Here is a 22,332-nt window from a genome sequence, read left to right as displayed (position 1 = left end):
TTTTAAAAGTTCAATTACGGCATGTAAGCACCTTCTACTTCAACCTTTCGTTCATTTCCGTTTGCTATGTATCTTACGTGAATGACATTTCCTTTCTGAAATTGTGGAATATGTGTAACCGGGATATATGTCTCTACGACAGAGGGAAAGGTACGGCCGTCAACTTGGGTTACGGTCAAATCCAGTCGTACTCCCGGCCTTCCATCCATACTGGATGAAGTTTGTGTAATATCATGAATAACCGCCTCCGCGGGAATCCCTTCCATTAAAACCCTTTTTCGAGTGTGTTGTATCTGTTTGTTGTTACGGAGCATTTTAAATATCATAACCATAGTGATCGTGCCTGTTATAAGCCCAAAGCCAATAATAGCAACAATAGTAAATAAAGTAGTCGTCATAATGGCCTCCTTTTATTTGAAACTTATGTTTATTAGTTCTTGATTATATCTCTTATTCCTGCAAATTTGCTTGAACAGGAACATCTTCATGCCAAAAAAGCCACCTTGTTGGTGGCTTCATGCAGTTTATGAAGTTTTTGAATTGTCTATAATACTGGCATGAACTGTAGCAGTATATGTTCAACTTAGTCTACTTTCGCACCATATGAGCGTACAAACAGAACCGCTTGTTCGCGATCCAAACGTACGCCTTTAATATCCAATGATTTCAGATCGATTCCTTCCAGATTAGCGCCTCTAAGATCCGCTCCTTGCAGCTTGGCTCTGCTTAAAACTGCTCTTGTAAGATCACAGTCTCGCAAATCCGCTTTGGTAAAATCCGTGTCCGTAAAGTCCGCTTCAAAGAAACGAATTCCTCGCAAATCCTGTTTACCCAATCGGGTATGTCTCAGATTCGTATAAGACCAATCGCCCTGACTTAGTGTGATACCATCCATTTGTGCACCGGAAAAGTCCGACCCCGTCATTTTGCAGGAGGTGAATTTGGAAGCGAAAAGATTAGCACCACCAAATAAGCAGTTTTCAAAAGCCGACTCTCTATGGATTGAGCCATTCATTGAAGCGCCTTTAAAGTCACATTCGATAAAACGGCAGTTGCTAGTCTCGATTTCCTCCATCGAAGCGTTCATAAAGGTACACTGTTTGAAAACACAACTGACCAGTTCTCCATACCGCAAGTCACGTCCTTCAAAATGTACACCTTCATACTCTTGATCCTTATATTGGTACATCACGTACACCCCATCTTGTATGATTATCATGTTTTCCCCATTAAAAAGCTTTTTATAATATACCATACGGCTGTCAAGTACCTGCTTAAAAGCCTGCAAAAGTCAAGTTACTTTTTTTTGAAAAACGTAGCTACTCAAATAAAAAAACCGCGAAAATCGCGGCTTTTGGCTCTATAACTGTTTTTAGCTAGTACTTCAATCGGATATGAACAGGGATGGGAAACGATGCGTCTCTTCCCTTGTCTCTGTGCTCGTCTTTGTTTTGTTCTTCTTCTTTCACAATCCACTGTCTGCCAACCATCAATTGCAGCAACTCGATCTCTTGTAAGGTCAGGTAAATATGTTTTAGTGACAGTCCCTCCTGGATATAATCCTGTTCTACCTTGAGGTTAAACCGGAAATAGAGCAGTCTTTTCAGGGCGTTAATATGCAAAAATTTGAATTCATAGACTCTGCTGCGTATGGCCTCTTCCCAGTTGTCTCCTATCTCAGCTGCTGTGTCCAGTCTCTCCACCAGATCCATCGTTGGTTCCTTGATCTTGGATAACAACGAAGAAAAGTCTTTTCTCTGTAAACAATCAATCATTAATTCGCTCGGTTCACCGCTCGTTAGAACATTTTCCACTAACATAGCTACGGGAATGGATAACCGAATACGGCTCATGCTCCGCCCTCTCCATCTCTGAGGTATTGATTAAACCAGGCATTTACTTGTTCAAAGCTATCCACGCGCAGCGAGGGTTTTCCGCTTTTGAGCAAAGTATGATTGGAGCCTGGGTATCGAATCAGTTTAGTCGTTTTTCCATATCGTTTTAACGTGGTATATAACTCCTCCGCCTGTCCGATCGGTGTACGATAATCTTGCTCTCCATGCATAATCAGAAGTGGCGTTTGAATCTTGTGCGCATGAGCAAGGGGAGAACGGGACCATAACATGTCTGCATGTTCTGTCGGATTGCCACCAATTACGCCCTCCACATAAGAGATTCCAATATCACTGGTTCCATACAAGGACAACCAATTGGATATACAACGCTGCGTAACTGCCGCCTTAAATCGATGGGTATGAGCAACGATCCAGTTGGTCATGACACCTCCGTAACTACCTCCACCTATACCAAGACGTGTTTCATCCAGAAAATCATATGTTGCCAGTGCATAGTCCACCGCCTCAAGCAGATCTCGACAGTCTCCCCCGGCAAAATCTCCTCGGCAAGCTCTGGCGAATTCCTGCCCGTACCCCATACTTCCTCGGGGATTCACCCATAGTACGGCATACCCCTGTGCAGCAAGTGTCTGCATTTCGTGGCTGAAGATGCCTGTATACATGGCATGCGGTCCACCATGAATCTGTAATATCATCGGTACTTTGGTATCCGATTCCTGCATAACCGGCTTTAACAACCAACCCTGGATCGGCCATCCGTCTGACGAAGTAAACTCGATACGTTCAGGTACATTGACTTCCAAGCCTGCCAAAAATTCATCGTTTCGCCGGGTGAGTCTGAACATGTCCCCACTGTTAATATCCACACGGTACAGTTCTCCAGGGTGATCCTCAGTCAATGCACCAATGACCAGCGTCTTACCATCAGGTGACAGGGTATATTGATATACATCCTTCTCCCCGCTTCCCGTCACGGATTGACAATGCCCATCCTCGGTGATTTGATACACGTCCACATTTCCACCCTGGGTACCCAGTACATATGCCGTACGTTGCGCATGATGGTCATCCATCAGTGGCGACGGGGATGGACTTGCCGATTTCATGTCCCCAAGTGCTGCGTTCCCCAACTGCATATCGACATCAGGTGCCAGCTGCTTTGGAATACCTCCACTACTCGGCACTTCATATAGTCTATTGTGACTGCCACTGCCGTACTCTCGGTCGCTGGCGATCAGAACCAGTTGCTCTCCGTCGGGTGAATATGCGAACTGGCTCACCTGAAGACTGGAATCCGTTACTCTATACTGCTCGCCGTTTGCCAGATTGACAGTATGTACGTCTGCAAAGTACAACAGATCCGCATCCACCCCCTGATCCTGTACCTGTTTGGAAATGAAGGAAATAGCCTGACCGTCTGGCGACCAGACCGGAGCAGTAACATTCCATGGTCCGGTTGTGATCTGTCTAATGGTTCCACTTCCAATCTCATATACAAACAGATGGCTATTCAGACCATCCCACCAGCCAGAGCCTTCTGCCTTCGGTGTCGTGCGCTCAAAAACCTTGCCCCTCAGGGGAGATACTTTAAGTGATTCGTCTATCTTTGATGTTTTGTCAGCCATTGCTTCTTCTTTGCCTGCTACAACTTTGCTAGTAAACGCAATATACTGCCCATCCGGGGACCAGACAAATTGTAAAAGCTTGCGCTCAGACGAGATGAGATTTATAGCCTTTGTATCACCTGACGCAAGGGTCCACAATCCTTTACCCCCACTTTCCAATCGTAAAAAAGCGAGCTGTGTTCCATCTGGTGACCAGGAAGGATATGAATCCTTTACTCCATCTGTAAGCGGCTTGTCCCCACTACCTTCAAGTGAAACGCCACGAATTTGCGTAATATATTCATTTTTCTGCTGATCAATCGTCTGTTCAACGTACGCCACCTGACCATCTTGATTGATTACAGGCTGGCTAACCCAGCGGTAATGATATAAGTCCTCTGGCAAGATCGGTCTTTTATTCATATCCATGGCTATCCCCTCCCGTTCCTCTTATTTCTTGTTTGTATCCGTACGTGGATCAAGTACATCCCGCAGCCAATCTCCCAGGAAAATGACACCCAGAACCGTCAGGGTAATTGCCAGTCCAGGGAAAGTTGCCACCCACCAGCTTGTTGCTACATATTGCCTTCCATCACTGAGCATACCTCCCCAGGAAATGTCAGGTGGCTTAATGCCCAGACCCAGGAAACTGAGCGAAGCTTCCATAATGATCGTGGTCCCAACATTCATACCGCAGATCACGATAAAGGAAGATAAAATATTCGGCAGAATGTGTTTTAGAATCAATCTCCCATTCTTGGCACCAATCGATCTGGCAGCGTGAACAAAGTCCCGTTCCTTGATACTCAACACCTCACTGCGGACTACACGGGTGAAAGGAACCCAGTTCGTCACACCGATAACCAAAATCAGCGTCGTAATCCCTGGCCCCACAATAGCCATTACAACGAGCATAAACAGAATGGTAGGGATGGCCATGAATGCATCACCTACGCGCATAATAACCGCATCCAGCCATTTTCCGTAAAATCCGGACAAGAGACCAAGAATGGCACCGATGATTCCGGACACGATGACTGCTCCCATACCTACGATTAATGAAACACGCGCACCATATACGATTCGACTCCACATGTCCCTGCCCAGATTATCCGTACCCAGCCAGTATTCAGCCGTTCCCCCATCAAGCCAAGCTGGAGGTTTAAGGCGATTAAGGGGATTCACTGCTCCAGGATCATGACTCGTTAACAGAGGTGCACATATGGCGATTAACACAACCAACAATACGAGCACAGCGCCAAATATTCCGGTCTTGCTGATGATCAGTTGTCTCCAGATGTAGCGAAGTCCTGTTGGTGTACGTACATTCTCATGTTCCTGTTCTGCACCCGGCATTGGCATTTCATTGCTGCCTGTCATCGATTGCACCTCCTTCTAATCGTATTTAATGCGTGGATCAAGCAGCCGGTAGGCCACGTCCGTCAGAATATTCGTTACAACCACGATAAACGCAATGACAAAAACAGCGGCCTGTACAATCGCCATGTCATGGGTGTTGACTGCAACAACCAGCAACTGACCCAGCCCAGGCCAGGAGAATACCGTCTCCGTAATCAATGTTCCACCAATCAAGCTTGTAAACTGCAAACTCATAATCGTTACGACCGGAATCAATCCGTTACGAAACGCATGTTTGCCAATCACGACCATCCGGCCAAGCCCCTTACTCCGTGCTGTACGAATGTAATCCTGACTCAGAATTTCCAGCATGCTAGAGCGAATCAGACGAGTCATCTGAGCAGCAAGCCCGACCCCTAGTGTAAAGGCAGGCAATATCAGATGTGATACTCCGCCGCGGCCGGATACAGGCAAAACTCCCCACATCACGGAAAATAACAAAATGAGCATAATGCCCATCCAAAAGTTCGGCATAGCTTTACCGATGACCGATATACCGGAGATGATCAGATCGGTAAACGTATTTCGTTTGACTGCTGATGCAACTCCAAGCGGTACAGCCATAACAATGGCAAAAAACATCGCTGCAACAGCCAGTTCAAAGCTGGCCGGCAATCGTTCCAGTACAAGCTGTAAAGCCGGTTCTCCATAACGGAAAGATTGACCAAAGTCACCCTGCAATGCGCTGCCAAGGAACTTCATATACTGTGTGTATAACGGCTGGTCCAGTCCGAGTGCCTGCGTTAATACAGCGCGGTCTTCCGCAGTAGCTGTTTCAGGCAGCATCAGAGCTACCGGATCACCCGTGACGCGGACCAATATAAAAACGATCAATGAAACAATGAACAGAACCGGAATAACCTGCAGTAGTGACTTAAGTACATATTTGCCCATTTCTCTATCCACCTCCTTTTAAAAAAGAACGACAGGAACGTGGTACAGTCCCTGCCGTTCTCGGCTTATCCTTGTCATAACAGGTTGTTCTGTCTGATGTTACTGTGCAGGTGTAATCTCGTCAGCATAGAACATTTCATCGCTACGCGGCTCGAAGTTCACACGGCTATCGATACCATAAACTCCTTCCATTTGGTACAAATACACAGCCGGGCGATCTTCAGCAAGAATTTGTTGTACTTGCTGGTATTCTTTCTCCCTGGAAGCCGGATCCATGTTAACCAGCGCAGACTGGAGCAATTTCTCCACTTCCGGATTGTTATAGTCCGACTCACCTTTGGCTTCGTCCAACATGTAACGATTGTAGTTATTGGAAGCATCAAAGAGGGAGTTCCCAATTCCGATCATGAAAATTTCCTTGAATGATTTGGAACTGTAACGTTCACTGAAAGCACTTGGTTCAAGCACGTCCAGATTAATTTTGAAGCCCACTTGCTCCAGCATTGCTGCCACGACTTCGGCAGGCTCTTTGTATTGAGAAGATACCGAGATGGTCATCTCCGCTTCACCTTCTGCGTAACCTGCTTCCTGCAACAGTTGCTTCGCCTTCTCTTGATCATACAGTGATGTTTTGTACAACGAAGGATCTGCCCCGAAGTTGCCAGGTGTTACGGATGTGCGAGTCACGATACCTGCACCTCCGGCAATGCTGTCTACAATACCCTGCTTATCAATCGCTAGATCAATAGCCTCCCGAACCTTCGGATCAGCTGTGACGCTGCCCTCTGTTTGGCGGAAAATCAACTGAAGTACACGCTGAATCGGCGCTTTGACGATCTTCTTGTCTGCTTCGCCTTCAATGCGGGCAATATCTGTCGACGGAATAGATGCTGCGATATCAACACCACCTGCCAGCAGTTCAGATACACGTGTGGAAGCTTCGGGGATGACACGGAATACAACCTCATTCCATTTCGGTTCACCATCGAAGTAATTTTCATTTTTCACAAGTTCAACCCGATCATCTTTTGTCCACTTCCTGAATTTGTACGGACCTGTGCCAACCGGTTGTTTAAGGAATCGATCAAAACCATTGTCCTCAATATATTTTGCTGGCAAGATGCCTGCCCCCATTTTGGATAGACGATTAAGCAGCAACGGATCTGGTCCGTCGGTAATAATATCTACCGTATATTCATCGACCGCTTTCACTTCAACAATGTTTTTGAAGTAGCTGTTTTGTTTCAGTGTACTGTCTTTGGCTACGCGCTCCAGTGTATACTTTACATCCGCTGAGGTGAATGGATCACCGTTATGGAAGGTCACGCCTTCACGCAGTTTGAAGCGCCAGGTTGTGTCATTCACTTGCTCCCATGAAGTTGCGAGACCTGGAACCTTCTTCTGTTCACTATCATTTTTGATCAGATAATCAAATACGTTGACCAGCACCGCTTCACTGGATGTATTATTGTTGTTGTGCGGGTCAAAGCTCTCAATATCCGTAGCAGCTGCAATGGTAAGTGTAGTGCTGGCAGAAGTACTACTGCCCGATTCACTTGATGCCGAATTGCTATCCGTGCCAGTGCTCTTGCCACCACAAGCGCTCAGTACCAGTACTACAGCCAATAATGTGATCCACATGCTAGTCCATTGTCTTTTTTTCATTTTCCATGCTCCCCCTCAGAAGTTGTGTGTCTTGACAAATATTCAAGTGCTACGGCCGACAGCATGCCCACACCATACGGCATGGCCGTCTCATCCAGATCGAACATCGGATGGTGAAGCGGATAACGAGTTCGCTCTTCCTCGTTCCCTGAACCCAATCGGAAGAAAACACCCGGAATCTGTTCACAGTAGAATGCGAAATCTTCGCCGCCCGTGGACGGCGGAATAATGCTCCGTCCCTTCGCCCATTCGAGTCCGTCAACGGTCTCCGTAAGCAGGTCAACCATACCCAGATCGTTAACTACAACGGGGTAACCATCGCCATAGATGACTTCATGACCCGCCCCGAACGAACTGCACACACCACTTACAACCTGTTCAATCAGGGCTGGCATGCGTTCGCGAATGGCTGGGGAGAGTGTTCGAACCGTGCCGATCATCTCAACCTCCGGCGCAATGGCAGTTCCCATGTAGCCTCCAGTTATTTTACCGATCGTTACCACAACCGGCTCCAGCGGGTCTACCATACGACTAGCCAGATTCTGTAGTGCAGTGATGACCTGAGCAGATACAGCAATGGCATCGATGCCTTCATGCGGGCGGGCAGCATGTCCGCCCTTGCCAAGTATCCGAATCACCAGACGATCTGCCGAGGCAAACGCCACACCTTTGCTAACCCCGATGGTACCCGTATCTTGTCCTGGAGTCATATGTAGCCCTGCAATCGCGTCCACCTTTGGATTCTCCAGTACTCCATCCTGAATCATGGCACGTGCACCTGCCAATCCTTCCTCCGCAGGCTGGAACACAAATTTGATGTTGCCCGATTTCGGTCGGCCAAGGCTTGTTAGCAGCTCAGCCGCCCCCATTAGAATGGTTGTATGAGCGTCATGCCCGCACAGATGGGCCTTGCCTTCTACCTGTGAGCTGTACTCAGCCACCTTTTGGTCCTGAATTGGCAATGCATCCATATCTGCCCGAAGTGCGAATGTAGGCCCTTCCGTTTCTCCCCGCAGCACTCCTACGACTCCTGTTTTCCCTACCTTACGTGTTACTTCAAGACCCAGACTTTCCAAGTGTTTGGCTACGATCTCTGAAGTTCGAAATTCTTCATAGCCAATTTCCGGATGGCGATGGAAATCTCTCCGCCAGGCAATGAGTTTGGGCTGAAGTGCTTGTGCGCGTTGATATAGTTGTGATTGTTCCATTAGTTCTCATCCCCTTCTTTTTCATCGGATTCTGAAACGAGTCTGGCATAGATTGCATCAGCCGAGAATTCAATGTGTTTTTTCATCGTCTCCCGGGACTTGATGCTGTCATGTGCTTTCAGCGCTTCAAGAATCTCCATATGTATCCCATGATTGAGGGAGCGAATTCGGTCATCATAGGGCATCAAGTCCAGTGCCGGATTAATTTTTGTCCGGATTTGTCTAACAGCCGTCTCACAGTACGGATTACCGGATGCCTTGGCAATGGTCAGATGAAATTTCACATCCAGGGCCCGGAACCATTCCCTCGTACAGTGAGGTTCAATACTTTGCTCCATATAGGCTTCAAGCAGTTCCAGCTCGCCTGCGGTGATCCGCTCAGCAGCCAAAAAAGCCCCCTCCGGCTCGATAATGGTCCGGTATTCAAACACTTTCAGCATCTGATCCCAATCCCGCATAATTTCTTCTCTTGTGCGTTTATGAGAATTCGCTGTCAGTGGCAACACAAAAGTACCACCTTTGGCCCCCACGCGTTTCTCGATCAGGCCTTTTTCCTCCAGCGCAGATAACGCCTCGCGAACCGTAATTCGACTGGCATTAAATATCTCGGCAAGGTCTCGTTCGGAAGGAAGCTGTTCTTCACTCATTAATTCTTTGAGTATGATGGCTTCTTCAAGTTGCTCCCTTATAAATTCACTAACCTTTTTGGTAGATACTTTCTCAAAACGAAATGAAAACGTACTGGACATGTAAACACTCCGATCTGTAAATGGTCTAGACCTTATACCATTAATATAATTCCGACTAAACAGATATGCAATACTTTTTTTAATGAATTTATAAATAGTTTTCAACTCAGTCTGTTTTCCAAGCAAAAAAGGATGCATCTGCATTAGACAGACACATCTTTTTAGTTTGAATTATTATCTTTATAATTCCTTATCTGCATATGATCTGAAATTTCCCGTAACAGCTAACCGTTTGCTTCCTGCTAGGTAAAAGCTATCATCTGCTCTCCAGGTATGACTTTGTTTATTTTGTCTCCGGTGATACACATAGTTATATGGTGACGTAGCATAGGTTTTGAATCCTCTTTTTCTGCATTGTCTTAGAAAGGTTACATCTTCCCCAATGGAACGGTCCGTGAATCGGACCTTCTTTAATACTTCCCTTTTGAACAGAAGTGTTCCGCCTTGTATGAATTCCACATGTTTATTCTTTTCTTCGGGTGATCTGACAAGCAGCGTTTTAGAAGCACCCAAGTAAACCAGACATGAATGTTTGCCCACGATATCACTTTTTGTTCGTCTTAGCCCATTCACTTGTTCTTTCAAATAAAATGGCGAGTAGTAGTCGTCATCATCAAATTTGGCGATCAACGGGAATCGGGCTCGGGTAATTCCCGCATTTAGACTTTGTCCGAGCGATATGCTTTCTGGTACTTGATAGACGCTAACATTCGCATGTTTTCGAACGCGATTTTGATATAATTGCAAATTCATGCTGTCATGATTCAAAATGATGATAAGCTCTTTTGCCTTATAGCGCTGTCGATTGTAATTTTGCAGGATGTTGTCAAAGAATTGTGGCCGATTGGTACATACAATAATGGACACACCGTTTCCCGTTTTATTTCCAGTCATGACATACCCTCTTTTCTGCACATATATATTTTTTCATCATACGTTCAGAAGTAGAGAATGGTATAGACGAATCGATAGCGTATAAAACACCAAAAAACCCTCTGTCCTCAAGATCAGACAAAGGGTTCTTTTCATGCTAGGCTTAATTGGATTCGTTCATATATACGGCTTTACCTGTACGAGCGGACTCATAGAGTGCCTCCAGGATCTGTGAAACTACCAAAGCCTGTTTAGGCGTTACAACTGGCTCCAGATCTTTATCGATCGCTTCAATCCATTTTCTCATCTCTACATCCGGTGCACTTTCACTCTTTCCATCGTAGAAAGCGACCCCGCCTGCACTCAGTTCAATTTCGTTGGTGTACAAACGGCTGAATTTCTCGCCATTGATGCGCAGGCCATTCTTCATATCCGCACCCGCTTCGCTTCCGCTCAAGCTGCATTTCGCTTCATCCACGTCCAGTGAATTGAGCGCCCAGCTGGATTCCAGCATAATTGTCGCGCCATTCTCCATTACGATCATACCGAAAGCGGAATCTTCAACCGAGAATTTTTCCGGGTCCCACGGGCCCCATGCATTCGCTGCATTTTCTCTTTGTGAAAGCTCGTGATACGTTGTACCCAGAACAACCTTCGGTTGATAGTTATCCATCATCCACAGCGTCAGGTCAAGTGCATGTGTACCGATGTCAATCAACGGTCCGCCGCCTTGTTTCTCCTCATCAAGGAAAACACCCCAAGTTGGTACTGCTCTTCTTCTGATCGCATGTGCTTTGGCAAAGTAAATCGAACCCAGTTCGCCAGCTTCACACAGCTGCTTCAGGTACAAGCTGTCTTCTCTGAAACGGTTATTGTATCCGATGGTCAGTTTTTTACCCGTACGCTCGGCTGCTTCAAGCATTTTTTGCGCTTCAGCAGATGTCTTGGCCATTGGTTTTTCACACATCACATGTTTGCCAGATTCCAGTGCAGCAATAGAAATCTCTGCGTGAGAGATATTTGGCGTAAGAACATGAACAATATCAATCGTTTCATCCTGAAGTAATTCTTGATAATCCGTGTATACTTGTGCTTCGGCACTACCATACTTTTCTTTGGCTTCTTCTGCACGTTCCTGAACGATATCGCAAAAAGCAACCAGTTCTACTTGATCTAGCTTGCTCAAACTTGGCAGATGTTTGCCGTTTGCAATCCCGCCACAGCCAATAATCCCTACACGATACGTTTTACTCATTTCTAATCACCCTCACTTTTGGTTTGGTTGTTTCATTTTACGGAAAGCCGATGGGGTCATCCCCAGACGCTTGCGAAATACTGCATGCAAATAATTTGCATTGGTAAACCCTGAAGCCAGGGCGATTTGTTCGATGGAAACATTGCTTTCTTCCAGATTGCGGCACACCGCGCGCAGGCGAATATCCTCCAACACACGGCTGAAAGGCATTTCCGGCTGAACCTGATAAAAGATGCGTTGCAGTTGTCTGCTGCTAATATGCAGCTTCTCCGCTACATTTTCCAGCGTTACCGCTGAAGGATGATTCGCTTCCATATACTGAATGGCATAATCATACCTGTACACAGACATGTCTCGCACAGGAGCTTCCGCCCGATTCCCCCCGATATCGTAGGCTCGGACGGTCTTCAGTAGAATGCTGATCACCTGCTGTTTAATAGACGTGTAATATCCGATCAGTTTACGGTCACAAGCCTCATAGGCTTCCAGAAAACAGTTCATGGCGCGATGATAATCATGTACCGGAGCAAGAGGAAGTGTTCTAAGCTTTTCGATCGTTTCCTCTGATTCTGCTGCCTCCCACGGATCTACATCCTCTCTGGGATGTTCAATAATATCCACGTGCAGGCATAATTCATCCATGGCCTCTTGGGAATCCGCCTCCTGATAATGAACAAGACCCGGACCCGTTAAATACAGCATGCCTTCAGAGAGCGGATGCATCTCATCCCCCAAAATGACTTTTCCTTTCCCTCTCGGGATGAAATGGAACTCGAATTCCGCATGGTTATGAAAATCAACGATTCTGCCTGCCGGAAAAGAAGTCAGATGAAATCGCAGAACCCTTATCTCGTAATGCCCCCACAGGATCGAGACATCCAGTCTTTCCAGGATATCCTGTCGTTCAAGCATCTTCTCAAAAGGATATCGGCTCAATGTGGCACCTCCCAATACCTATCCCTGTAACTCTTTCAAGGAAATTTTGCGCCCTTCCTTCGCAGAAAGGTTGGCTGCCTCCATCAGGCGAGTTAACTGAGTAGCCGTCTGCAAATTCTCGGTAGCCATCGTATCATTCTGAATATGGGATACCCACTGGCTGAATGCGCTTTCTCTTCTGTCCAGCAAAGGAATCTCCGTCCATTCTTTCTGTTGATCTGAACCCACATTCGTACGAATTAATAGCTTATTCTCCGGTGTTCCGTATAACAATGTGCCCTCTGTACCATGAACCTCTATCGCAAACGGCGAATGACTGTTCACAAATCCAGCCTCAACTACACCGATCGCTCCGGAATCCGTAAATAAGGTGGCTACCGCGTTATCTTCCACTTCTTTTCCAGTAACATATCCAAAATTAGCATTAACCCCTGTCACCTCTTGACCCAGGAACAGATTCGTCAGATACATCGGATGACAACCGAGGTCAATTAATGCTCCGCCCTGGCAATCTTTCAGATCGTAAAAATGCTCAGGCAGCCAATTGGCAATCGCACCGTTATGCGAGAGACGCACACGAACATAAGTCACCTTACCAAGTAGTCCTTGGTTCAGAACATCTTGAATCGTTAATGTATATCCATCGTTCAAACGCGGTAAAGAAACCGTCATTTTCACTCCGTTATCCTGTACATCCGAAATGATCGTATTTACTTCTTTAATGGTTGAAGCGATCACTTTCTCTGTAAAAATGTGTTTGCCCGCTTTCGCGGCAGCAGTGATCACATCTTCGTGAAGACGTGTCGGTGCATCCACAATGACGGCATCGATGTTGTCCTGTGCCAGCATATCTTCGAGCGAAGCATAGAAGGGTACGTTCAGACGTTCAGCAGCTTCCTGTCCACGCTCGGCATCTTCATCCCATACAGCAGCCATCACCGTATCTTCGTGCTCCTGAGCCTGTTTAATGTAATCCCAGGCATGTACGTGCCATAAGCTTATTTTACCTATTCGAATGGTCACTATGATTAACCTCCATACTATATGATATTCTGACATCTAACTATAAATTAACACAGACCTGATCTAATTTTAATAGGAACTTACGACAATAACTATATAAAATTACGACACGAATTAGAATTACCTTCTGAGAATAACAAGCAAAAAAAGCTTCCTGTTCACCAAGTGGTGAGGATAGGAAGCTTTCTCTTCATGTAACCGTTCGAAATCAAGGATGTTCAAAGTAACGCGGAAGACTTTTATAGCCAATGATCTGTATGGTTGAAGTACCGGATTACCTTGTGATACATCGTCTTATCATTTAATTGATTAAATATATAATGATCGGGCTTGGCATTCACTTCAATAATCCAGGTTCTCAGACTTTGGTCCAGTCCAATATCAAACGCCAATTCTCTAACATCCCATATCTGGTTATCATAGATTTTAGATTCACCTTGTTAAACTTTTGTGTATCAGGTATGAACGGTTTTATTGAATCATTATTGATAAGCTGCTTTGTTTTTAGCCATTTGCTTCTTAACGGTTGTGATTTCTCAATATCCGCAGCTCGTTCCTCCCGTCTTCATATCCAACACATCTCGCTGTTACATTAAGCTGATGCATTATATGCAATATCATTGAAGAATCTTAGGCAACACTTCTTGAATTTACACACAAAAAGCGACAAGCCCCTATCTTTGGGCTTGTCGGCTTGTCGGCTTTTCAACTTAACAATTTCAAATCATCGGTTCCGTTTCCATTTGAAGCTGGATTGTACGCATCTCCATGATGCTTCAATTAAGGCAGCAGATTTTCGTCAGCTGGTACATTCGTCTCCGGAGCTTGTGCTGCTGAAACGAACAACCGTCCTGGCGCTTCCACTTCGACTTTGTTTCCTGCTTCATCCTGCGCACGGATTACGATTACTCCACCCTCAAGCACCAGCGAAGATGCCGTGGTATAGGTGCCTGTATAATGACCAGGTTCCGTTTCCACTAACGGGATCTCTGCGCCAGCCTGTGTGCTCAGATTGGATGGCAGTTCAATTCGGAAGGAAGCCTGCAATTTAGGGACACTATCGAACGAAACCGTTACGGTTTCTCCTGCCACAATCCGTACATCCTCCGCCGGAGAGATATTGGTCAGTTCAGGCAAAGACGTTTCCACATAAACCGTCCGTGTCACGGTTGTTTTATTGCCTGCAATATCTGTCGCAATGATTGTGATTGTGTTCTTGCCCTCATTCACAAGTACGCGGTGATTAAAGCTTCTGTCTTGCTCCAATTTCACCTTCTGTCCGTTAATGGTCACTTTATCGAGGAATTGGTCCTGTGCATCACCCGTCACATGAACGACTTCTGTGTTGGTTCGGCTTCCTTCCTCAGGTGTAAGAACCGTTAACACAGGTGCTGTCTGATCCAAGATGATGACAACTGGAAGGGAGCGGTCTGTCGTTTTACCGTTAACTACTGCCTCGGCAGTTATGGCATTAACCCCTGCACGAAGTTTAACATTCAGCTTGAATTTTCCATTCTCCACTGTCGTTGTTCCGGCTAGTTCTTTCCCGTTATATATCTTGATTTGAGCCCCAGAAGCTGGGGAAGTTCCCGATACATCAAATGTCGGCTGGTTGGTATAGGTGTTCGTCGGTTGGGTGAGTACTGGTGCATTGACCGGATATTTCACTACTGCACGAATCATATAGTTACCCTCTTCTGCTGGTGCAGTACTCCATACACCGCCTACACGCTGCCAGCTCCGACCTGCATTCACACCATTTTCATCAGTTGCCAGTCCCGGTGCGCTCGTTCCGACAGCAGTCTGTACATAGACGATATAGAAATCACCTTGTACCACTACAGGTTCAGGAAACTCAACGGTTGTCCACTGATCATTGCGCAATGCGGTACCATCGAATGGTCCTGCCAGCAATCGGCCTGGCGCTCCACCCGATCCAGAGGCATCATAGACGGCATATTTAAATGCCGTTCCACCTGGTACTGGCCATTGTGTATTCCAGAATCGAAGTGATGCACCTGTAAGCTGTGCTGTCTCCAATTCTGGCGTCATACGTACAGCCCATGCGTTATCCGCGGCCACAAAGGCTCTTGCATTTTCAGCAGTTCCATCGTCATAAGCGATTTCACCAGGAAATCCGATAAATGGTTTTAAGGCAACTTTCGCTTCGACTGTACCGTTTCCAGGTACCGTTACGTTTACAGTTTTGCTATAGTAATCCGTCGCGATGACCGACAAGGTATAGCTTCCTTCCAGAACATCCAGAACGAATTTGCCGTCTGCTCCTGTGCGAACAGCGCCCACTTGAGCATCTTCCAACACGAGAACGGATGCTCCAGCTATAGGTTTTCCTGTCCGTTCATCGCTCACAATACCTTCAATCTTACCTTGGGGGATGGTTTCCAGATTGAAGTTGGCTGTTGCTCCACTACCGTCCGTGATCGTTACCGTCTTCGTCTGAGGATAATATCCATAGGCCTCAGCCTTCAGCGTGTAATCACCCGCCACGTGAGTGAAACTGTATTTGCCTGTTGTCGGGTCCGTCTTCACTGAACGCCCTGTTTCCAGAACGGTAACCGTTGCACTTGCAGGCAAGCTTTGCGGTGTCACAGAACCTGTGCCAGGTTTCTGCACTTCTGGCTGCTCCTGCTTGGTTTTATTGAACTCAGCCTTGTCCGTGCTTGAAACTTTGTACCAAGGAGTATCATATTCCGGCTTAGGCTTGTCACTGTTCAGAACAACCGCGGTATCTTTCGTAACCGTCTCAGCGGCGATACCCAGAATGCGGAAGTCATCAATGTACCAGCCTTGCTTGACAACACTGCTGTCCGAAGTCAATCTGAACCGGAATTGAACTTCATTTCCCTTCAAGGCAGCCAGATCGTAGAATACCGGAGTCCATTGTTTTCCATTTGAAGAATGAGAGAACTTGCCAAGCTCAGACCATGTGTTGCCACCGTCTTTCGTGGCTTCAACATAACCGTAATCATATCCACTTTCGATTTCATACCAATGATTGAACGTCAGCGTAGCTTGATCCACCTGGGTTAGATCCACGACTGGTGATACCAGAGAATAGTTAGAGCCGTTCTCATAGGTGCTGTCCAGATCGGTTGCCCACACATTCGGCGGAGAAACCGCACTGGCAGGTCCAACGACGGGTACTCCGCGTTCCCACTCGTCCTTGGTTCCCGAATGAGTCCACCCATTGTCACTGTTATCATCAAAGTGATCGATGAAGATATCTTGAGGGACCTCCACCGTTACGGATACCTCATTCGACTTGTCACTCTCATTACCACTATAATCAAGAGCGGCTACCGTATAAAAATAAGTCGAATCTGTTACTGTAGCCGTATCCGTAAATGTCGTTGCAGATGTATTTCCGAGCAATTCATAACCTGAGCCTGAATTTGTTGAACGATACACGTTGTAGGATTTCAGATCCTCATCGTCCGATCCCGTCCAGGACAAGTTTACGTTCCCCAGAATGTCGGCAGATGCGGACAATCCCCTTGGTGCTCCCGGAGCAATATCATCTGGAGCTTGTACTGAAAAGTCATCGATATACCAACCAGCCTTTTGAACGGAATTGTCACTGGTCAGATTAAATTTGATAAATACCTGTTGACCGGCGTACTCACGCAAGTCAATATATTGCGTTTTCCAGTCTCCACCGGCACCTGTAAAGCTCAATGCCTCTTCAAATGCGAAGTCACTATCCTCTGTTGCAATGTACACTTTGCCAAAATCGATATTGCTCTCCAAATCATACCAGTGCTTGAAGGATAACAATGCTCCCTCGGGGCTCTCGGTAAGATCAATTGGTGGCGCGAGTAAATAGGCGTTGCTGTTGGCTGCATAAGTACCTGTCAGATTGGTTGCAATCAGCTTGTCACCGGAGAAAGCACTTCCCGGTCCACTCGTTGGTGCTCCCCATGCCCAGGTGTTGCCAACTCCACCCGAGGTAAAGCCCAGATTGTCTTCCTCAAAATCCTGCAGATATCCAGGCTGGACTCCATTGGATACAACAACCTTGTAAACCTCACTCTCGAATCCGTTATTGCCATAATCATTGACCCGGATGTAGTACTCTAAGCCTTGTGACTCGATCAGAAATGCCGGAATTGTCGCTGTGTACGTTCCATCTTTGGCATCCCCAGCTATTCGATCCATCGGCAGATATACGTACTGGCTCGTGCCCGTTGTTTTGGCAAAAGCCTCCACTGTGGTTACACCGACATTATCGGTAACACGCGCAGACAGTGGAATATCAAGCCCTGTAAAAGCAGAATTGACAGGCGTATGTTCCAGGACCGGCGCTTCCAGATCGTCACCTGCTGTAACAACCCTGCCAGATACCGTGCCTATGCCTTCAAGGACGGAGCCCACAGCATCCAGTGCATTGATAATGCCGTGACCGTAGCCGTTATTTGGCGAGGTTGGATATCGGCTGTCTGTTCTCGGTGTTGCTGTATCCATAATAATTTGCTCCAACTGATCAACCGTAAGGGAATGATTGGCTTGAAGCAGGAGTGCGGCCAGTGCAGTGGTATGCGGGCCTGCCATCGATGTACCGTTCCAGCCACCCTCATATACTCCGCCCGGAACAGAGGAACGGATGTTAACACCTGGAGCCGAAACTTCCGGTTTAATCTCCTCATAAGGAGAAGGACCAAGGAGGGAAAAAGAAGCCAAGTTCCCGTTGATATCCGTTGCTCCCGTAGCGAAGCTCTCTGGATAGTTCGCAGGGTTCGCAACCGAACCTGGACCACCCGGATTCGTCAGTGTCACATTCCCGGCTGAGAATTCCGGAAAGATCTGTGCATCACGCCAGGCCTGAACCATTGGACGGAACCACTCGTCCAATCCTGCACCACCACCCCAGGAATTGTTAACCACATCCGGGGCAAGCTCAGGGTGCAAGTTTCCTTCAGCATCCACTGGAGCAATCAGCCATTGCCCGCCATCCAATATAATGGCATCCGTGGTACTCGGATTGAAAATCCGGACTGCAATCCATTTTGCTCCGGGAGCAACCCCGATCTTGTTGGTGCCGTTCGCTTCGGAGCCTACCATTGTACCCATCGTATGTGTACCATGACCGTCTCCATCCGCAGGAAGGGAGGCATGGCTATGGGGATCATACCAGCTTAGCTCGGGATCAACGACATTTCCCGAAGCATCAAGTCCTCTCCATTTGCTGCGGAGGGCCGGATGGGTATAATCAACCCCGCTGTCCAGATTGGCAACAACGATTCCTGTACCGTCGATTCCTCTATCCCAGACTGCTGGCGCATTGATAGAATCGATGTTCCATTCAACGTTCTCTGTCTGCAGGCTCTTATCGTTAGCAGCTGCACCTTCCTTCGACTCTGCCTCTTTGGCTGGTGCCTTGGCAGACTCCGTTGCTGGAGCAGCTGTTGCATTTTCGCTGCTAATCTCGGTTTTCTGCATATAACGCTGCTCGTTAGGCAGTATTTTATCCACCTCGGGAAGAAGTGCAATCTGTTCCATGACTTCCTTCGTACTTGTTACTGCGAGTGCGTTAACGATGAAATAACTTTTATAATCTTTGACTTTGCCAAGGTCAAGTTCCTGTTCAAGAAAACTTTCCAGGGAGTACTGGGATCGCGAGGCCGTTTCCCGCAGAGAGCTGACAACGGTACTTCGCACGGACAGTTTCGTTGCCGAAGCCGTTTGCTTTTCGATTGTTGCCTTTTGCAAGGCTTGTTTGGAGACAGAGGCTGTATCTACCTGTTCTTTCATTTTCACCAGATAAGTAACATAATCATTGCTCTCAAATTCCTTGCTCAGCTTGGCGTTGACTTTAGAGGTGGTGATATTGTCCGAGCTGGATTTCATGTCGATCTTCTGCGATGCGGCGTTTTCAGCTGAAACCGGATGAATGATAGATAATGCAAGGAGAAGCGACAGGCCCATGGAAAGCGGCTTGCGTAAACGATTCATCTTTATCAAACTTTTCCACTCCTTTTACCCGGTTTTTGTAATACAGCGATTCACTGTATCCATTTCTTTAAACGAAACGATGATTGAAACGGCCTCCACTGGACAGACTTATTGCGTTTATTTACACCAAGCCTCACCTCCTTTACAGGACAGGTAATGAAATTACATCGTATGTGAAAGTTTATAGATAGCCAATTTCAGCTATATGAAAGAGGTGGATTTCAGATCAATCCATCTTGTGAGCGGAAGTTTATTTGCATGCATTTAAGGAGGGTAATCACCGGCGTTAGCAAGAACGCATACTTTACATGGGAGTATTATGGATCTGAGTAGATCAGGAGATTTCTTTGCCTATGTACAAACCAACACTTAAAATTACATATAATATAAAATTTAGAATCTAATTGTATATTTATGGTATATTATAGAGTCACAAAAAGAGATATACAAGCACTTTTATAGAAAATAATAGAAAATAAGCCTTTTTAATGCTTTTATAAGTCTAATGACTCTCCCTTATTCGTCCGCTTTTCACAAATGCGAACAACTCGGCTTTTTGATTGTCCCAGACAGTTCTTTATAACTATGTCTGATTCATTTGGACATCAAAAAGAACGACGTGAGAAACTTCACGCCGTTCTTTGTAGGTTCTCCCAAGCCAATCATGTTATGTGCGCTGCTTCAGACGATCCAACACCAGATACACAACGATCGCATCATCCAGATAACCAATCGGAAAGAGATAGTCGGGAATCAGGTCGGCAGACGAAATAAAGTATAACAATGCACTGCCGATCAGAGAACGATCATTCTCAGGTGTAATCTCATCACAGTATTGAATTTCCCTCACCGCAGTGATCGGCAGTTTTGTTACCGTATGGTTTGGTGTGTGGATGGGGTCCAAAGCGGCTAACATTCGTATTGGTTCATTCACATTGGGACAGTTCGGAACGCTTGTCAGCGGGATTCTCTTATTACTGATTGCAGCCAATAATTTGTTCTAATCATTTATGGCAAACTCCAAAAAAGGAGATATCTGATCAGATGTCTCCTTTTTGAGCATTTTAGAATTTTGTTGATGGAAATTGTCTTGTCAGAATCCTTGGCTATATACCCGGCTTATCTTATTTCAGTGCCGTAACCACTTCTTCACTGGAGCGAATCCGACCCAATCTGGGGAAAATGGTTTTACAAACGTAGTCATGCTCTTCCTTGGTAGCAGCTGTCATTGCATCTTCTACGAAAATCTGTTGATAACCATGCTGATAAGCTTCTCTGGCTGTAGTATCCACGCCGATTGACGTGGAAACACCACATAATACAATGGTATCTATTCCCCGACGGCGCAACTGTAGATCAAGATCCGTACCAAAGAAAGCACCCCATTGACGCTTGGAAACCGTATGATAAGGAGTATGGGCAGTCATTTCAGGCACAAATTGATCCCAGTCTGCGCTAAACTGAATCGCTCCCCGTTCCATATCCGTCTTTGGCTTTAACATGTCTTTTCCATCAACGGACGATACTTTTACAAGCACGACAAAGGCTCCCTTTTCCGTAAAAGCCTCTGCTAACTTGGCTGCATTCTCCACCACCTGCTCACCTGTGCGTGGAGCCTGCAGCGGGCTATTCACAATCCCCTTTTGCAAATCAATCACAACCAACGCTGTTTTTTCAGCTGAAATTTGTTCAGCTTCTGCTTTGTTCAAGTTTTCCATGATCTTCTCTCCCATTTTTTTCAAGTTTTCTGTATACCTTAAAATACACCCAACCAGCATTGATCCATATCAATGCACTGGTAATGAGAAACACATATCGTATTCCCATCCAGGCGGCCACTTGTCCACCCAAAACGGCACCGCCGAATACACCCAGATATCCTGCTGACATATTAAAACCAAACATTCTACCTGTCAGGGAAGCCGGTGTAATTTTTTTGATCAGCGTATTCACCGAAGGAATCAGTCCGGCTGCTGCCAATCCCAATAAAAAACGCAGACCCATCAATTGCCACGGACTCGTTACAAAAGCCTGCGCTATGAAGAGAACTCCGGCAGCTAGAAGAGCAGCCAGTATTACTTTCTGCGCACCTATTCGGTCCGATAGCTTGCCCATTCTTGGTGCCGCAATGAGATTGGCGAGTCCTGATGCCGAGAACACAATTCCGGCCAACAGAGCAACATGCGAAGTGTTACCGGAAAGCTGCGTAATATACACGGTAATGATAGGCTCCACCGAATATAAGGCCACAGTGAGTACAAAAAAAGTAACAAACAAGTGAATCGTCAGACTTTTCTCGGGCACTTTTCGCCAGACTTCCCTGAGGCCAAGCACCACCTTGTCCTCTCGCGTGAACGATTCCTTCACAAATAGAGCGGTCGTAATAAAGGCGACCATCATCAGACCACCCGTTATAAAAAACGAATTCTGGAGGCCCCAATTTACCCCAATGAACCCACCAATTGTTGGACCGATCAAGGAACCTGCGATGTTGGCGGTTGAAAGTGTGCCCAAAGCATAGCCCGCATGTTTGGAATCGGTTTGGGTCGCTATCAGCGTTGTACAGGCGGTGCTATATCCTGTGATGGCACCCTGTAGCAGCCGAAGTCCAATGAGCATGTACACATTCGTTGAGAACCCCATACAACCTACCACTACAGCCATGCCCAAACTGGCTCGAAGCAGCATCGGTTTTCTTCCCCATCGGTCGGCAGCCGCTCCCCATATGGGGGAGAAAATGGCGGAAAGCACAAACGTGATGCCAAAGGCAATTCCGGAGAATTGGGCAATCGCTGCTGAGTCATTCACACCAAGCTGCTTGATGTACAGCGGCATATCAACAAGCCTTCCTCCTGCTTCAGAATCATATCCTCATCTTAG

General features: G+C 46.5%; 17 protein-coding genes and 2 pseudogenes. 1 reads left to right on the top strand and 18 read right to left on the bottom strand.

Annotated features, from left to right (window positions below; translation table 11 throughout):
* Positions 1–14 precede the first annotated feature (14 nt).
* From MKY42_RS14780 to MKY42_RS14705, 16 genes and pseudogenes are all read right to left on the bottom strand, one after another.
* A complete protein-coding gene (locus tag MKY42_RS14780; protein ID WP_090897390.1) occupies positions 15–398 on the bottom strand; it encodes a hypothetical protein in 384 nt (127 codons plus the stop codon).
* Positions 399–583: 185 nt separating this feature from the next.
* Entirely contained in the window at positions 584–1,189 is a 606-nt protein-coding gene (locus tag MKY42_RS14775; protein ID WP_090902270.1) for a pentapeptide repeat-containing protein, read from the bottom strand.
* A 187-nt stretch (positions 1,190–1,376) separates the two neighbouring features.
* Positions 1,377–1,853 (bottom strand): hypothetical protein, encoded by a 477-nt coding sequence (locus MKY42_RS14770; protein WP_090897388.1) that lies wholly within the window; start codon positions 1,851–1,853, stop codon positions 1,377–1,379.
* Positions 1,850–3,889 (bottom strand): S9 family peptidase, encoded by a 2,040-nt coding sequence (locus MKY42_RS14765; protein ID WP_256222037.1) that lies wholly within the window; start codon positions 3,887–3,889, stop codon positions 1,850–1,852. The genes MKY42_RS14770 and MKY42_RS14765 overlap by 4 nt, the downstream gene beginning before the upstream one ends.
* Positions 3,890–3,910: 21 nt before the next feature.
* Positions 3,911–4,840 carry an ABC transporter permease gene (locus tag MKY42_RS14760; RefSeq protein ID WP_090897385.1) on the bottom strand — a complete coding sequence of 310 codons (930 nt, stop codon included), beginning with the start codon at positions 4,838–4,840 and terminating at the stop codon, positions 3,911–3,913.
* 15 nt (positions 4,841–4,855) lie between these two features.
* On the bottom strand, positions 4,856–5,773 hold the full coding sequence (locus MKY42_RS14755) for an ABC transporter permease (RefSeq protein WP_063565206.1): 918 nt from the start codon (positions 5,771–5,773) through the stop codon (positions 4,856–4,858).
* A 99-nt stretch (positions 5,774–5,872) separates the two neighbouring features.
* Entirely contained in the window at positions 5,873–7,438 is a 1,566-nt protein-coding gene (locus tag MKY42_RS14750; RefSeq protein WP_339852051.1) for an ABC transporter substrate-binding protein, read from the bottom strand.
* A complete protein-coding gene (locus MKY42_RS14745; protein WP_339852048.1) occupies positions 7,435–8,646 on the bottom strand; it encodes a M20 family metallopeptidase in 1,212 nt (403 codons plus the stop codon). The genes MKY42_RS14750 and MKY42_RS14745 overlap by 4 nt, the downstream gene beginning before the upstream one ends.
* Positions 8,646–9,395 carry an FCD domain-containing protein gene (locus MKY42_RS14740; protein WP_090897374.1) on the bottom strand — a complete coding sequence of 250 codons (750 nt, stop codon included), beginning with the start codon at positions 9,393–9,395 and terminating at the stop codon, positions 8,646–8,648. Before MKY42_RS14740 ends, MKY42_RS14745 begins: the two co-directional genes overlap by 1 nt.
* 180 nt (positions 9,396–9,575) lie before the next feature.
* The gene (locus tag MKY42_RS14735) at positions 9,576–10,289 is read right to left on the bottom strand and encodes a glycosyltransferase family A protein (RefSeq protein WP_179264967.1); all 714 of its coding nucleotides are present in this window, start codon (positions 10,287–10,289) and stop codon (positions 9,576–9,578) included.
* A gap of 142 nt (positions 10,290–10,431) precedes the next feature.
* Positions 10,432–11,523 carry a Gfo/Idh/MocA family oxidoreductase gene (locus MKY42_RS14730; RefSeq protein WP_090897368.1) on the bottom strand — a complete coding sequence of 364 codons (1,092 nt, stop codon included), beginning with the start codon at positions 11,521–11,523 and terminating at the stop codon, positions 10,432–10,434.
* A 12-nt stretch (positions 11,524–11,535) separates the two neighbouring features.
* Positions 11,536–12,459 (bottom strand): helix-turn-helix domain-containing protein, encoded by a 924-nt coding sequence (locus MKY42_RS14725; protein ID WP_256222035.1) that lies wholly within the window; start codon positions 12,457–12,459, stop codon positions 11,536–11,538.
* 18 nt (positions 12,460–12,477) lie between these two features.
* Positions 12,478–13,482 (bottom strand): Gfo/Idh/MocA family oxidoreductase, encoded by a 1,005-nt coding sequence (locus MKY42_RS14720; protein ID WP_256222034.1) that lies wholly within the window; start codon positions 13,480–13,482, stop codon positions 12,478–12,480.
* Between the two features lie 239 nt (positions 13,483–13,721).
* Positions 13,722–13,874: a YheC/YheD family protein gene (locus MKY42_RS14715; RefSeq protein WP_339852039.1), complete on the bottom strand. Its 153-nt coding sequence runs from the start codon at positions 13,872–13,874 to the stop codon at positions 13,722–13,724.
* Positions 13,875–14,262: 388 nt separating this feature from the next.
* A complete protein-coding gene (locus tag MKY42_RS14710; protein WP_339852036.1) occupies positions 14,263–19,461 on the bottom strand; it encodes a S8 family serine peptidase in 5,199 nt (1,732 codons plus the stop codon).
* 658 nt (positions 19,462–20,119) lie between these two features.
* A pseudogene (locus MKY42_RS14705) lies at positions 20,120–20,290 on the bottom strand (DUF1232 domain-containing protein); the annotation flags it as partial.
* Positions 20,291–20,306: 16 nt separating this feature from the next.
* Between MKY42_RS14705 and MKY42_RS14700 the strand changes: the two are divergent.
* Positions 20,307–20,456, top strand: a complete 150-nt coding sequence (locus tag MKY42_RS14700; protein ID WP_339852033.1) for a hypothetical protein — start codon at positions 20,307–20,309, stop codon at positions 20,454–20,456.
* Between the two features lie 120 nt (positions 20,457–20,576).
* On the opposite strand, the gene MKY42_RS14695 is transcribed toward MKY42_RS14700, so the two are convergent.
* On the bottom strand, positions 20,577–21,170 hold the full coding sequence (locus MKY42_RS14695; RefSeq protein ID WP_090897359.1) for a hydrolase: 594 nt from the start codon (positions 21,168–21,170) through the stop codon (positions 20,577–20,579).
* Positions 21,142–22,311, bottom strand: a pseudogene (locus MKY42_RS14690) (multidrug efflux MFS transporter); the annotation flags it as partial. The gene MKY42_RS14695 and the pseudogene MKY42_RS14690, both read right to left, overlap by 29 nt.
* Positions 22,312–22,332: the final 21 nt, after the last annotated feature.

This window comes from Paenibacillus sp. FSL W7-1088 (genome assembly GCF_037969855.1).
Classification (GTDB): Bacteria; Bacillota; Bacilli; order Paenibacillales; family Paenibacillaceae; genus Paenibacillus.
This window is presented reverse-complemented; position numbering and strand designations above follow the sequence as displayed.